This is a genomic window from Oxalicibacterium solurbis (assembly GCF_014635845.1).
In the GTDB taxonomy this organism is placed as follows: Bacteria; Pseudomonadota; Gammaproteobacteria; order Burkholderiales; family Burkholderiaceae_D; genus Oxalicibacterium; species Oxalicibacterium solurbis.
This window is the reverse complement of sequence record NZ_BMDP01000001.1, coordinates 322,953-336,227: the sequence shown is the minus strand read 5'-3', so window position 1 is coordinate 336,227 and position 13,275 is coordinate 322,953. Positions and strand designations below refer to the sequence as shown.

At 58.2% G+C, this 13,275-nt stretch carries 12 protein-coding genes and 1 riboswitch; of the genes, 8 read left to right on the top strand and 4 right to left on the bottom strand.

Features of this window, described 5'->3' with window-relative positions:
- Positions 1 to 5: 5 nt before the first annotated feature.
- The gene (locus IEV40_RS01610) at positions 6 to 1,040 is read right to left on the bottom strand and encodes a DUF481 domain-containing protein (RefSeq protein ID WP_188419221.1); all 1,035 of its coding nucleotides are present in this window, start codon (positions 1,038 to 1,040) and stop codon (positions 6 to 8) included.
- A 158-nt stretch (positions 1,041 to 1,198) separates the two neighbouring features.
- Here IEV40_RS01610 and IEV40_RS01605 point away from each other — a divergent pair, with 158 nt between their 5' ends.
- The 3 genes from IEV40_RS01605 (at position 1,199) to IEV40_RS01595 (ending at position 4,095) form a co-directional block, all read left to right on the top strand.
- On the top strand, positions 1,199 to 1,636 hold the full coding sequence (locus tag IEV40_RS01605) for a group II truncated hemoglobin (protein ID WP_188419220.1): 438 nt from the start codon (positions 1,199 to 1,201) through the stop codon (positions 1,634 to 1,636).
- Positions 1,637 to 1,782: 146 nt separating this feature from the next.
- Positions 1,783 to 3,252 (top strand): DNA recombination protein RmuC, encoded by a 1,470-nt coding sequence (locus IEV40_RS01600; protein WP_188419219.1) that lies wholly within the window; start codon positions 1,783 to 1,785, stop codon positions 3,250 to 3,252.
- 77 nt (positions 3,253 to 3,329) lie between these two features.
- Positions 3,330 to 3,501: riboswitch (FMN riboswitch) on the top strand.
- A gap of 99 nt (positions 3,502 to 3,600) precedes the next feature.
- A complete protein-coding gene (locus IEV40_RS01595) occupies positions 3,601 to 4,095 on the top strand; it encodes a 6,7-dimethyl-8-ribityllumazine synthase (RefSeq protein ID WP_188419218.1) in 495 nt (164 codons plus the stop codon).
- A 74-nt stretch (positions 4,096 to 4,169) separates the two neighbouring features.
- On the opposite strand, the gene IEV40_RS01590 is transcribed toward IEV40_RS01595, so the two are convergent.
- Entirely contained in the window at positions 4,170 to 7,061 is a 2,892-nt protein-coding gene (locus IEV40_RS01590; protein ID WP_188419217.1) for an Rne/Rng family ribonuclease, read from the bottom strand.
- Positions 7,062 to 7,728: 667 nt separating this feature from the next.
- On the opposite strand from IEV40_RS01590, the gene rluC reads away from it, so the two are divergent.
- The 3 genes from rluC to IEV40_RS01575 all read left to right on the top strand — a co-directional run bounded on the left by rluC (position 7,729) and on the right by IEV40_RS01575 (position 10,615).
- Positions 7,729 to 8,751: a 23S rRNA pseudouridine(955/2504/2580) synthase RluC gene (rluC, locus tag IEV40_RS01585; protein WP_188419216.1), complete on the top strand. Its 1,023-nt coding sequence runs from the start codon at positions 7,729 to 7,731 to the stop codon at positions 8,749 to 8,751.
- Positions 8,752 to 8,787: 36 nt separating this feature from the next.
- The gene (locus IEV40_RS01580; protein WP_188419215.1) at positions 8,788 to 9,447 is read left to right on the top strand and encodes an HAD-IIIA family hydrolase; all 660 of its coding nucleotides are present in this window, start codon (positions 8,788 to 8,790) and stop codon (positions 9,445 to 9,447) included.
- A 169-nt stretch (positions 9,448 to 9,616) separates the two neighbouring features.
- Positions 9,617 to 10,615: a S49 family peptidase gene (locus tag IEV40_RS01575; RefSeq protein WP_188419214.1), complete on the top strand. Its 999-nt coding sequence runs from the start codon at positions 9,617 to 9,619 to the stop codon at positions 10,613 to 10,615.
- Positions 10,616 to 10,907: 292 nt separating this feature from the next.
- Here IEV40_RS01575 and IEV40_RS01570 read toward each other — a convergent pair whose 3' ends face one another.
- Positions 10,908 to 11,657 (bottom strand): SAM-dependent methyltransferase, encoded by a 750-nt coding sequence (locus tag IEV40_RS01570; RefSeq protein ID WP_188419213.1) that lies wholly within the window; start codon positions 11,655 to 11,657, stop codon positions 10,908 to 10,910.
- Between the two features lie 7 nt (positions 11,658 to 11,664).
- Positions 11,665 to 12,279, bottom strand: a complete 615-nt coding sequence (locus IEV40_RS01565) for a Maf-like protein (RefSeq protein ID WP_188419212.1) — start codon at positions 12,277 to 12,279, stop codon at positions 11,665 to 11,667.
- A 106-nt stretch (positions 12,280 to 12,385) separates the two neighbouring features.
- Here IEV40_RS01565 and IEV40_RS01560 point away from each other — a divergent pair, with 106 nt between their 5' ends.
- Positions 12,386 to 12,883 (top strand): YceD family protein, encoded by a 498-nt coding sequence (locus tag IEV40_RS01560; protein WP_188419211.1) that lies wholly within the window; start codon positions 12,386 to 12,388, stop codon positions 12,881 to 12,883.
- 105 nt (positions 12,884 to 12,988) lie between these two features.
- On the top strand, positions 12,989 to 13,171 hold the full coding sequence (gene rpmF / locus IEV40_RS01555) for a 50S ribosomal protein L32 (RefSeq protein ID WP_188419210.1): 183 nt from the start codon (positions 12,989 to 12,991) through the stop codon (positions 13,169 to 13,171).
- Positions 13,172 to 13,275: the final 104 nt, after the last annotated feature.

Sequence of the window (13,275 nt, the reverse complement as noted above, 5' to 3'; positions counted from 1 at the left end):
CCCGGTCAGAATGCGTAGCCCAAGCTGAAGATCAGCGCAGTGTCGGTCTTCTTCGCATCGGGGGCCGGTTCGTTGTCGTAATCCAGATTGAACTGGGTACTCAGATTGATGCCGTTGGCGACGGGAATGCGGATGCCCATGCGGTTGCGCACCAGCACGTCGCCAGTATCCTGCAGATTGGTATCGACGTTGAAGTTGTTGAAATAGACCAGCCGCTGGTTGAAGAATTTCTGTTCGTACTTGAAGCCCACGCCCAGTGTGGGGAAGGAATCATCCGGCGCGGTGTAATAGTCTTCCCGGATGTAGTTCAGGCCGACTTCGCCGGACAGCTTGAGCAGATCGTTATCGTAGAACTGGTGACCGTAACCGGCACCGGCTCCGCTTCGCAGCTTGAGATCGGCCAGCTTGTCCTGTTCGGCTTTCAGATTCACGAACATGTAATTGCGCGGATCGAGAAACATGTCGTACTGACCCAGCAGTCGTCGATTCGATGTGGTGGTGCCCTCGGTCGAGCTCGCTTCGTTGAGTTCCCAGTTCAACGTATAGCGATCTTCCGGGTTGCGTGCGATGAATTCGCCGCTGGTATGCAACTGGTCATCATGTGAATTGCCGCGATTGAAGGCGCCGCCGAGATCGAACTTGCCTGAGTAGCGCGTGCCGTTGCTGAACGGTGGATTGATCGCCGCGACATCCTGTCGCGTGAGCGTTTTCGGTTGACCGAGCGGGGTATTGTCGACCGCGACGGTGCCGTCCGGTTCCAGCACGGCGCGACCCTTGACTAGCGTGCCGTCCTGCAATTGCAGGCGAGTGCCGTCGTCGGATTCCATGCGATTGACATTGCCCCACGGGATTTTCACTTCGCCGAAGACGTCCGACTTGACTGTCAGTACGCCATCGCTCATTTGCTTCAGTTCGCCGGTGACGCGATCTCCGTTGTTCAGCGTGATGACTGCCGCGGAGGCGGGAAGGGCGGCGAGACAGGTGAAAAGGGAAAGGACGAGTGGACGGGCGGGCAATCTGCCCCGCTTGCCGTAAGACATGGGGAACTCCTTGAGGATGACGAATGATGACCACGGGGTAGAGCCGCGCCTCGCCGTCGAGTTCCCGGCGGTTGGCGACGGGAACTCCCATGAAAGGTGACGGGCGGCGGCATCGCAGCAGAAAAATACGGATGGCCGATGCGTTATTATTGCGGGCTATGGCTACAGAAGACAAATTTGCAGAAGGACAATCCACCAACGAGCCGGCAGAACAAAAGCCGACATTGTACGAGCTGATCGGTGGCGAACAGGATCTGCGCGCGTTGGTCGACCGGTTTTACGACCTGATGGACCTGGAGCCGCAATTCGCCGGCATACGTGCGTTGCATCCGCCGACGCTGGATGGTTCGCGCGACAAGCTGTTCTGGTTTCTTTCAGGCTGGACCGGCGGCCCCAACCTGTTCATCGAACGCTTCGGCCATCCGCGTCTGCGCGCGCGCCATCTGCCGTATGCGATCGGCATCAGCGAACGCGATCAGTGGCTGCAATGCATGGACATGGCGATGGAAGACGCCAGCATCGTACCGGCGCTACAGGAGTATCTGCGCAAGGCATTCGCCGAAACTGCAGACTGGATGCGCAATACGCACGGGTAATGTCCGGGGTTTCCACAGTTCTCGTGGCTCTCACGGTTTCTGATACGCAAAGCTGACCGCAATTGCCCGCACAAGCGGCTGCGCATGGCACCATCCGGCTGAAGGCCGATTGCTCTTTTCGATTTTGCTTCCCGACGGAAGAATTCATGACACAGACGCATTTTTTCATTCTGCTGTTCGCTGCGCTCATCGTCGTTGTGCTGCAGCTTGTCCTTCTGTTGCGCAAACGCGGCAACGATGGCTCACAGCTGATGCAGATCCAGCAGGAACTGCAGCGTAGCCAGCAGCAGGCTGGCGAGCGCATCGAGCGCGAGCTGCGCGAACAGCTGCAATCGACCTCTCTGGCGACACGGCAGGAACTGGGAGGCAATTTCACGCAATTCCAGCAGGCGTTGTCAACGCAACTGACCAGCGTGGCAACGCTGCAGAACAGCCAGATCGACGGTTTTGCGCAGCAATTGGCGAAACTGAACGAAGCCAATGCCCAGCAACTGGAAGCGATGCGGCAAGCCATCGCGCAGCAGGCGCAGACAGGACGCGAAGAACAGGCTGCCGCATTGAAACGCTTCGGCGATACGCTGAATCAGTCGCTGGCTGCGCTGACCGAATCGAATGCGCAGCGCATGATCGAAGTGCGGGCGACGCTGGAAGCGAAAATCAAGGATCTGCAGACTGACAACGGCACGCGCCTGGAAGAGATGCGCAAGACCGTCGACGAGAAACTGCATGCGACACTGGAGCAGCGCCTGGGCGAATCGTTCAAGCTGGTTTCCGATCGGCTGGAGAAGGTGCATCAGGGCCTGGGTGAAATGCAGCAACTCGCGATCGGTGTCGGCGACCTGAAGCGCGTGCTGACGAATGTGAAAACGCGCGGCACCTGGGGTGAAGTGCAGCTGGAAATGCTGCTGGAGCAATTGCTGACGCCGGATCAGTACGCGAAGAACGTCGAGACGATTCCGCGTAGCGGCGCACGCGTCGAGTTTGCCGTCAAGCTGCCGGGCAAGGACGATGCGAACCATCCGGTCTGGATGCCGATCGATGCCAAGTTCCCGAAGGAGCAGTACGAACGTCTGGCCGATGCGGCAGAACATGCCGACATGGATGGTGTGACTGCTGCCGGACGCGAACTGGAAACGGTGATTCGCAACGAGGCGAAGAAGATCGCCGAGAAATATCTGTCGCCACCGTTGACGACCGATTTCGCGATCCTGTTCCTGCCGACCGAAGGCCTGTATGCCGAAGTGATGCGTCGCCCCGGTCTGGCGGATGAGCTGCAGCGCAACTGTCGCGTCAGCATCGCCGGGCCTTCCACGTTGTCGGCGTTGCTGAACAGCCTGCAGATGGGTTTTCGCACGCTGGCGCTGGAAAAACGTTCATCGGAAGTGTGGCAAGTGCTGGGTGCGGTCAAGACCGAATTCGGCAAGTTCGGCGACGTGTTGGCCGCGACCAAGACCACGCTGGAACGCGCGGCGAAGAATATCGAACAGGCCGAAACGCGCACGCGCCAGATGTCGCGCAAGCTCAAGTCCGTCGAAGCGCTGCCGAGCGACGCAGCACAGCAATTGCTGGGCGGCGAATCGCTGGATGCCTCGCTTGATACCTCGGACGATGCATGACGGCCGGTGCGCCGGCAGCAATTCTTCAACCGTGATACATTCACGTCTCTGCCGAACGGACTGATGTCCGAACGGTAGTGCGTTCTCGGGGCGGGGTGTAATTCCCCACCGGCGGTGATGACAGCAATGTCCAGCCCGCGAGCGTTCGATGCGATTCCGGTTTGCTTCCCTGCGAACCATTGCGTCGAAGTCAGCAGATCCGGTGTGATTCCGGAGCCGACGGTACAGTCCGGATGATAGAGAACGGAATGCTGCATTTCGCACCGACGTCTTCGGACGCGTGCGCGTTGTCATTCCTGCTTGATCTTCACCATGCCCTGTAATTTTTTCTGTAAACAGGAGCCATCCATGCAATCACCCATCAACATTCAATCGGGCGGACGTCGTATTGCCTTCGTTCAATCCAGTTGGCACAAGGACATCGTCGACCAGTGCCGCATCGCCTTCGTCGAGGAAATGGCACAGCGTGGCCACGCTGCCGAAAGCATTGATTTCTTTGAAGTCGCCGGTGCGTTCGAGATTCCGTTGCATGCCAAGCTGTTGGCGAAAAGCGGCCGTTATGCGGCCGTTGTCGCTGCCGGACTCGTCGTGGATGGCGGTGTCTATCGCCATGAATTCGTCGCGCAGGCCGTCATCAGCGGTCTGATGCAGGTGCAACTGGAAACGGAAGTACCGGTCATTTCTGCCGTACTGACGCCGCATCACTTCCATTCGCACCAGGAACATCATGGCTTCTTCCATGAACATTTTCTGGTGAAGGGAAAAGAAGCCGCACATGCCTGTTCCGATACCATTCGCTGCGTGCAGCAACTGGCGACGACACAGGACCGCATTGCCGCCTGAATCGTCGACGGCATGAAAAAAGGGAGCCCGCGGGCTCCCTTTTTTCTCGGGCGCTTCGTGTGAAGCGCTGACGATTATCGCTTGGTTTCCATCTGGACCAGCGGCTCGTTCGATGCCGGCGGCAACGGTTTGCGTTCACGCGGCACACGTGGTGCGGCGACGAACTTGGCAGCTTCTTCCTGTGCTGCGCGCAGTTTGATCGGATCGGTCGATGCCAGTTCCAGGCCTGCAGCGCGCAGGACGGAATCCAGAGTATCCGTGGATGCGGGAGCGACTGCTGTATCTGTCGAAGCCGCCGATGCTGTTGTCGGCGTTTCGCTGATGGTTTCGGCAGCAAATAGTGTTTGCTGATGAGCCAGTTCTGCGGCTGCAACCGGCGCGTCGATGATTTGTTTATCGGCTTCTGCAGCAGTTTCCTGCGCAATCGTGACGATCTCGGGGTGGACAGCCGTCGTATCGGCAACTGTCTCAACAGCTGCTTCGGCCGGTACCGTGACGCCTGCAGATTCCTGCTGCTGAGACACGGCCACAGCAGCTTCGACAGCAACCGGTGTCGGTTCGACAATCGCTTCGTTGACGACGGCCGCTGCCATAGCGTGCGCATTGACATGCGGCTTTGTTGCCGGGGCTTCAGCCGCTTCGTCCAGCAGAGTCGTTTCCTGCAGGGCGGTCACGGAATTCTCGCCGTCTTCATTCTCGGCATTTTCCGTGTTCTCCACATTCTCGCGATCGCGGCGATTACGGTTGCGGCCGCCGCGACGACGACGACGACGCGGTTGGTCTTCACCCGCAGCTTCCAGCGGATTGCCGTTGACGTCGAGGATCGGCGATTCTGCCGAGGCAATTGCACCATCGGTCGCTTCGCTTGCAGGCAAAACTGGGCGTTGTTGCAGGAGAGGCTGTTCGGCCTCGACCGCAGCAGCGACAGGCGCAGCAGCTTCCTTGCGTTCTTCGCGCGGCGGACGCGGTGTCCGTTCGCGACGATTTTCATTGCCTTCGCGTTGTTCACGTGCTTCGCGCGGTTCCCGCGGCGGACGTGGAGCGCGCGGCTGTTGCTGCTGCTGAGTGTCTGCTGCCGGCGCTGGTGCCTTGCCGGATTCTTCGCGCTCTTCGCCGCGTTCGCGTCCTCCGCGACCGCCACGACGGTTGCGGTTGCGACCGCCACGTTCGCCGCGTTCAGCACGGTTGCGCTGGTTTTTGTCTTCGGCAGCGGCAGGCTTTGCAACCGGAGCAGGTTGTGCCGGCGTGCCCATGAACAGGTCGATCAGCTTCTGGAAGAAACCTTTGCCTTGTACTGGTGCAACTGCGGCCGTTGCAGACTTGGCGGCTGCAGCTTCCTTGCGCTCGACAATCGGGGCAGGCTGATCTGGCGTGATGCCTTTGACGACAGCTTCCTGACGTGGCTTGACTTCTTCCTTCTGGCGCTTGCCGTAGCTGATGTCGGTTTCGGCTTGTTCGGCCATCGCGTAGCTGGCTTGCGTATCTTCCAGGCGAGGATCGTCGTGCTTGATGCGTTCCAGCTTGTAATGCGGTGTTTCCAGATGCTTGTTCGGGATCAGGATGACGGCAACGCGATGACGCGTTTCGATCTTCAGGATCTCGCCGCGCTTCTCGTTCAGCAGGAAAGCGGCGACATCGACCGGCGCCTGTACGTGGATGGCGGCGGAGTTTTCCTTCATTGCCTCTTCCTGGATGATGCGCAGGACTTGCAATGCGGACGATTCGGTATCGCGGATGTGACCGGTGCCGTTGCAGCGCGGGCAGGTCACGTGGCTGCCGTCGGACAGCGACGGACGCAGGCGCTGACGCGACAGTTCCATCAGGCCGAAGCGCGAAATCTTGCCCATCTGAACGCGTGCACGGTCGAAATGCAGCGCGTCTTTCAGGCGTGTTTCGACTTCGCGCTGGTTCTTCGAATTCTCCATGTCGATGAAGTCGATGACGATCAGGCCGCCGAGATCGCGCAGGCGCAACTGGCGGGCGACTTCTTCGGCTGCTTCGCAGTTGGTGTTGAAGGCGGTCGTTTCGATATCGGTGCCGCGGGTGGCGCGCGCCGAGTTGACGTCGATCGAGACCAGCGCTTCGGTGTGATCGATCACGATGGCGCCGCCGGACGGCAGCGGCACGGTGCGCGCGTAGGCGGTTTCGATCTGGTGTTCGATCTGGAAGCGCGAGAATAGCGGAACGTCGTCGCGGTAGCGCTTGACGCGATGCACCATGTCCGGCATCACATGGCTCATGAACTGCTGCGCCTGTTCGTAGATGTCGTCGGTGTCGATCAGGATTTCGCCGATGTCCGGCTGGAAATAGTCGCGGATGGCGCGGATGACCAGCGACGATTCCTGATAGATCAGGAATGCGCCCGGGGCCGATTTGCCGGCGCCTTCGATCGCGCGCCACAGTTGCATCAGGTAGTTCAAATCCCATTGCAGTTCATCGACATTGCGGCCGATGCCTGCGGTGCGGGCGATGACGGACATGCCTTGCGGGATGTCCAGCTTGTCCATGGTTTCGCGCAGTTCCTGGCGATCTTCGCCCTCGACACGGCGCGACACGCCGCCGCCGCGCGGGTTGTTCGGCATGAGGACCAGGTAGCGGCCGGCCAGCGAGACGAACGAGGTCAGGGCAGCGCCCTTGTTGCCGCGCTCTTCCTTTTCGACCTGGATCATCAGTTCCTGGCCTTCGCGCAGCGCTTCCTTGATGGTGGCGTTGCGAACGTCCACGCCTTCCTTGAAGTAGGTGCGGGCGACTTCCTTGAACGGCAGGAAACCGTGACGGTCTTCGCCGTAGCTGACGAAACAGGCTTCCAGCGAGGGTTCGATGCGGGTGATGACACCCTTGTAGATATTGGACTTGCGTTGTTCGCGTCCGGTTGTTTCGATGTCGATGTCGATGAGTTTTTGCCCATCGACAATGGCAACACGCAGTTCTTCCTGCTGTGTCGCGTTGAAAAGCATACGCTTCATTTTTTGTGCTCCGCGGCCCGTAAGCCATACGTGCCGTTGCTGGTGCTGGACGTCAGCGATGGTGGTGCTTCCGGCCTGCGGAAATCGATAGCCTCTCGCTATCGTTTCCGCAGCAACTGCGGACAAGCACGTTCTTCATCGTTGACGGCGCATGTGCCATGCAACAGCGATAAGTACAGGGGTGTATGCGGGACGGGAGGGCTGGGGGAGGGAAATTGCCTTGATGTGTGAGACTCAGCGCGATGCGCTGTCGTCACAACGGGGCGCGGATGCGGAGAAGCGGTTGCCGGATGCGCACCCGATCGACATCGGGCGCTTCGAACGAATCGAGCGCAACGACGGCGTTTGGTGGGCAAATGGTTCTGACCATACTAAGTAAGGGCAATCGGCAAAACGGTTCTGCTGCATCAACCAGCAAGCTTCCGGTATTCGGCGAGCTTGCCGGACTTTTATCCTAACAATCCAGACATCCTGACCAACACTCTTGCGCGTTATCCGATTGCAACAACGGTGCAACCCTGATTCGCACAAGCGCGGTGCATACACATCTTTTCCATCAAATTTGCGAAATTGGCGAGGCCGATGGAGAGGCCCCTGTGTAGAATGTGTTTTTTATTCTTACACTGCAATGGCTTGGTAGCCATTGCGAACTGATTATATATTCAAAATGAAGGACTTAGCGAGATTTTCCGGGAAAGGGCCTGAAAAGCCCGCGCCCACCCGGTCCGCACAGGTCGCTTCCTCGTCTTTTGCACAGGTTCAACTGCTGACGATTTCCGAGGAGGAAGCCGGTCAGCGTATCGACAATTTCCTGCTTCGCATCTGCAAGGGCGTGCCGAAAAGCCATATTTATCGTGTGCTGCGTTCGGGCGAGGTGCGTGTCAACAAAGGTCGCATTGATCAAACCTATCGACTGACCGAAGGCGATATTGTTCGCGTGCCACCGGTTCGCGTGGCGGAAAAGACAACAACCGGTGTTCCCGGTGCCGAATTCCATATCCTGTTTGAAGACGCGCATCTGCTGGTCATCGACAAGCCGGCTGGCGTGGCCGTGCATGGCGGTTCTGGCGTCAGCTATGGTGTGATCGAGCAACTGCGAGCGGCACGGCCGGATGCCAAATTCCTGGAGTTGGTTCATCGCCTGGATCGTGAAACATCCGGCGTTTTGCTGCTCGCAAAGAAACGTTCGGCATTAATAAATTTGCATGAACAGATTCGCGGCGGCGAACCAGACAAGCGTTACTGGACGCTGGTGCATGGAGACTGGAAGAACAATCGCCAGCACGTCAAGTTGCCATTGCATAAATATTCGACGCCGGACGGCGAGCGCCGTGTGCGCGTGCAGGCGGACGGCATGCCTTCGCACACGGTCTTCAATCTGGTACGGAAGTACGAAGAGTTTGCCTTGCTGGAAGCGGAACTGAAGACAGGCCGTACGCACCAGATCCGTGTGCACTTGGCGTCCAGTGGTTTTCCGATCGCGGGCGACGACAAGTACGGCGACTTCGCACTCAATCGCGCGTTGCAGAAAACCGAAGGCGAACGTCCGGCCTTGAAGCGCATGTTTCTGCATGCACACCAAATCACTTTTATTCATCCTGAAACGGGCAAGCAAATGACGCTGGAGGCACCGATGCCGCCGGAATGCGCACGTTTCCTAAAGGGCCTCAGAGAGACGTCGGGTGCATGACTGAACAAGGAGCAGGCGGTATCGGCCGCTGGTGACATGGCAAGAAAGCAATTTGATTTCATCGTTTTCGACTGGGACGGTACGTTGATGGACAGCACGGCGACCATCGTCCATTGCATCCAGGCCGCCGCGCGCGATCTGGGTCTGCCGGTTCCCGACGAAAGGGCGGCAGCACACGTGATCGGGCTGAGCCTGCAGAGCGCAATGGAGGTGGCGATTCCTGACGTCGATCCCAAATACTATCCGCGTATTGTCGAGCGTTACCGTTACCACTACCTGGCGCAGGATGGCGGGTTGACGCTGTTCGATGGTGTGCACGAGATGCTGGAAGATTTATCGAATCAGGGATATTTCCTCGGCGTGGCAACCGGCAAGAGCCGCGTCGGCCTGAACCGCGCATTGAAGGTTGCGGGTCTGGAAGCGCGTTTCGATGCGACGCGCTGCGCCGACGAAACCTTTTCCAAGCCGCATCCGGCAATGCTGGAAGAACTGACGCGCGAATTGGGGCAGGACATGCAGCGTACGGTGATGATCGGCGACACCACGCACGATCTGCTGCTGGCGCGTAATGCCGGTGCAGCGGGCATTGCGGTGCATTACGGTGCGCATACGCCGGCCGATCTGCAGGCGCTGCAGCCGTTGTTTGCCGCCAATTCCGTGACGGAACTGCATGCCTGGCTGAATGAGCAAGCCTGAAGGCGATGTCATGGCGATGGAACAGATCGGCGTGGTGCAGGTGTATTTGTAATGGTTGCGATCCGCGATGTATTCACATTGCGGAAAAGGATAATCGGGTATTCTGGCAGCCCGACGAATATGCCAGACCCGCATGTGTATGCACAGCGGAAACCCATCGAGTGAGATCATGAGCAACGACAACGATCAAGGCAGCCAGCCACCCGCCTGGCAGGCATCGGCCGCGCAGAAAAAGGACGGCTGGGAAAGGGAAGTGCTGGAGAAACTGGCATTTGCCACATTGAAAGAGCAGCGCGCACGCCGTCGCTGGAGCATCTTCTTCAAGCTGGCGACGCTGGCAGTGATCGGCTTCGGTCTGTGGCTGGTGCTGGGATCGTCTGTTTCGGAAATGGAAAACGTCGGGCCGCATACGGCATTGATCAAGCTCGACGGCACGATCGAGGCCAAGGGGGCCGTCGACGCCGAGGCCGTGGTCTCCGCATTGAACAAGGCGTATGAAGATCCGGGCACGGTCGGCGTCATCATGCAGATCAATAGCCCCGGCGGCAGTCCGGTGCAGGCCGGCATCATCAACGACGAGATGACGCGTCTGCGTGCCAAATATCCGAAGAAGCCGTTGTATGTGGTTGTCACCGATATCTGCGCGTCGGGCGGCTATTACATTGCGGCTGCGGCTGATCGCATTTACGTGAACAAGGCGAGCATCGTCGGTTCGATCGGTGTGTTGATGGACGGCTTCGGTTTCACCGGCGCCATGGAAAAGCTTGGTGTCGAACGCCGCTTGCTGACGGCGGGCGAAAACAAGGGTTTCCTCGATCCGTTCAGCCCGCAATCCGAAAAACAAAAACTGTATGCGCAGAACATGCTGGATGAAATTCATCAGCAATTCATCGACGTTGTGCGCAAGGGACGCGGCGCGCGCCTGAAAGAAATGCCGGAGACTTTCTCCGGTCTTGTCTGGAGCGGCGCGAAATCGGTGGACCTGGGACTGGCGGACGGTTTCGGCACGGTGGAAAGCGTGGCGCGCGAACAGTTGAAATCGACCAATGTCGTTGATTACACGCAACGGGAAGGCTTGTCGGATCGTGTACTGCGGAAATTCGGTGCAGCTGCCGGTGCTTCTGCAGTGAAGGCATTCACAGAGCAATGGATGCCGAATCTCCGTTGATGATCTCGTGCAAGACGTCGTCGAAAAAAATCGGCGACGTCTGTGAAAATCGTCTTGCAGTTTCGAAGTGATTGACTATATTGAGAGCGCGTTATCCACATCACACGATGTGAATGCAACAACGTCGGCAATCAGTGGATTGCAATCGCTCGCATTTCTACGATAACGCACGGGTCTCATGGCCCATCCCGATGCCTTCTAGGAAGGCAGGCAAAGCGGCGATGAAACATCGCCGCTTTGCATCATCTTTGCGGCGCGCCTTGAACGGCGCGCCGTTTTCATTTTCTTTTCTTTACTCGGCGAGCAAAAGGAAGACCGTCGGCTTCTTGTGGAAATCCGGCATGCCGCCAGTTGCCAACTGCTTCTTCCATTGCGCAGCGGATTGCGTGCGTATCGTTTCCGATGGCAATGTCAGATCGGTTGCGATGCTGATCAGCGTATCGGGACGGCAGGCATCGATCAATGCTTCCAACATGCCGGCGTTGCGGTACGGCGTCTCGATGAAGAATTGCGTCTGTTTTTCGGTTCGCGAGCGTTCTTCCAATTGGCGAATGCGTTTCGTGCGTGCGGTGGCATCGATCGGCAGGTAGCCGTTGAAGGCAAAGTTCTGTCCGCTCAGGCCGCTGGCCATCACGGCCAGCAGCAGTGATGACGGTCCAACCAGCGGCTGTACGCGAATGCCGCGCGCGTGCGCGAGCCGTACCAGATTGGCGCCGGGATCGGCAACGGCGGGTACGCCGGCTTCCGAAATCAGGCCGGCATCCTGTCCCGCCAGCAGCGGTTCGAGCAAGGCGGGCAGGACGGCTGCCTGTGTGTTGACGTCGAGTTCGGCAATGCGAATTTCCTGCAGCGGCTTTGCCAGAGGAATTTGTGCGTTGACCAGCTTCAGGAAAGCGCGCGTGGTCTTGGCATTCTCGGCGATGAAATAGTCGAGTTGCGCCGTGATGCGTTGAACTTGGGCAGGAATGATGTGCGCTAGCGGATCGACGGCTTCGGCCTGCTGGCCCAGCGTATTGGGAATGAGATAGAGCGTGCCCGGCATAGCTATTTTATGTGTTGAAAAATTCCACGCCGGCGCGGCGCAGCATGGTGGTCAGGGCAATCAGCGGCAGGCCGGTCAGTGCAGTCGGGTCGCTGCTGTCTATGCGTTCGATCAGTGCGATGCCCAGGCCTTCGTTCTTGGCGCTGCCGGCACAATCGTAGGGTTGCTCGATGCGCAGGTAGGCGTCGAGCTCGTGATCGGGCAGGTTGCGGAAGGTGACGCTGGTGCGGACGTTTTCCAGTTGGTGTTGCGGCGATGCGATACCGTCGCGGCCGTCGAACAGGCACAGCGCTGTATGAAAGACAACAGTGCGACCGCGCATTTTTTGTAATTGTTGCAATGCCTTGTCATGCGTGCCGGGCTTGCCGATTTGTTCACTATCCAGCGTGGCGACCTGATCGGAGCCGATGACCAGCGCATCCGGTACTCTGTTCGCGATCGTTGCGGCTTTCTCTTTTGCCAATCGTAGGGCAGTAGCCTCCGGAGATTCCCTCGGTTGTGGCGTTTCGTCGATATCCGGCGTCATGACGTCGAACGGAATGCGCAGGCGGGACAGCAATTCGCGGCGGTAAACCGAGCTGGAACCGAGGATCAGACGTGGCTGGCGGAGGGGCGAAGGCATTTTTGACGTTTATTTGAATGAGCGCTCAACAAAGACGCGCTAACGCTTTGACGAATAAGGAAAAAGCCTGTTATTATCGCAGGTTTTCTGGATTCGGCCAGCAGCCATGACCGCTTTTGCCATCGACGTTTTCGAATTCTGCCGGCTTGGTGAGCGGCGCGAGGGCGAGGTTTCTGTTGCCGATCTGCCTCGATTGGTAGCCGAATGCATCGATGCAAATGCGTCGCTGCATTGGACGCTGCAGGGCGGGACGAACAGTTTCGGCCATCCTCAATTGACGATGACGGTCGCCGGCAAGGTGCGATTGGTCTGCCAACGTTGCATGACGGCACTGGAGCACGAAATCGCGTCGGAGCAGGTGCTGGTGCTGGCCAGGGATGAGGAACAGGCGGACGAGATCGAGGAGTTGCTGGACGATGAGTCGATCGATGTGATCGTCGGCGCGAAGTCGATGAATATCCTTGATCTGGTGGAAGACGAGGCCTTGTTGTCATTGCCGCTGTCGTCCAGGCATGAGGTCTGCCCGGATGGCGCAATGCAGGACGCTGCAGGTAACGTGCGCAAGCCATCGCCTTTCGACGTTCTGAAGGGCCTGAAGCAGTAAGCAATATCGCAGGGAAGAATTTCAGCAACAGAAATGGTTGTTTTGCGCAGTGACGCAAAACGGATGTGTTAGAATTTTCAAACTTAAGGTTTAGGAGTAGTTATCATGGCTGTCCAACAGAATAAAAAGTCCCCGTCGAAGCGCGGCATGCACCGTTCGCACGACTTCCTGGTTGCTCCGCAACTGAGCACCGAGCAGACCACCGGTGAAACGCATCTGCGTCACCACATCAGCCCGAACGGCTTCTACCGTGGTCGTAAAGTCCTGAAGACCAAAAACGACGAATAATCCATTCCCGTTCAGGCGAAGAAAGCGGCGCGTTGAGTCATGACTTTGCGCCGTTTTTTCATATGCACACCAAGCGCGTCGCGTCATTTTGAATCAAGCCGAAC

What these genes read in the sequence shown, in the direction of transcription:
- IEV40_RS01575 (WP_188419214.1), top strand. Translation starts at nt 9,617, where the DNA reads ATGAGCAACGACAACGATCAAGGCAGCCAGCCACCCGCCTGGCAGGCA.
- IEV40_RS01605 (WP_188419220.1), top strand. Translation starts at nt 1,199, where the DNA reads ATGGCTACAGAAGACAAATTTGCAGAAGGACAATCCACCAACGAGCCG.
- IEV40_RS01565 (WP_188419212.1), bottom strand. Translation starts at nt 12,279, where the DNA reads ATGCCTTCGCCCCTCCGCCAGCCACGTCTGATCCTCGGTTCCAGCTCG.
- IEV40_RS01580 (WP_188419215.1), top strand. Translation starts at nt 8,788, where the DNA reads ATGGCAAGAAAGCAATTTGATTTCATCGTTTTCGACTGGGACGGTACG.
- IEV40_RS01560 (WP_188419211.1), top strand. Translation starts at nt 12,386, where the DNA reads ATGACCGCTTTTGCCATCGACGTTTTCGAATTCTGCCGGCTTGGTGAG.
- IEV40_RS01600 (WP_188419219.1), top strand. Translation starts at nt 1,783, where the DNA reads ATGACACAGACGCATTTTTTCATTCTGCTGTTCGCTGCGCTCATCGTC.
- IEV40_RS01590 (WP_188419217.1), bottom strand. Translation starts at nt 7,061, where the DNA reads ATGAAGCGTATGCTTTTCAACGCGACACAGCAGGAAGAACTGCGTGTT.
- IEV40_RS01610 (WP_188419221.1), bottom strand. Translation starts at nt 1,040, where the DNA reads ATGTCTTACGGCAAGCGGGGCAGATTGCCCGCCCGTCCACTCGTCCTT.
- rpmF (WP_188419210.1), top strand. Translation starts at nt 12,989, where the DNA reads ATGGCTGTCCAACAGAATAAAAAGTCCCCGTCGAAGCGCGGCATGCAC.
- IEV40_RS01570 (WP_188419213.1), bottom strand. Translation starts at nt 11,657, where the DNA reads ATGCCGGGCACGCTCTATCTCATTCCCAATACGCTGGGCCAGCAGGCC.
- IEV40_RS01595 (WP_188419218.1), top strand. Translation starts at nt 3,601, where the DNA reads ATGCAATCACCCATCAACATTCAATCGGGCGGACGTCGTATTGCCTTC.
- rluC (WP_188419216.1), top strand. Translation starts at nt 7,729, where the DNA reads ATGAAGGACTTAGCGAGATTTTCCGGGAAAGGGCCTGAAAAGCCCGCG.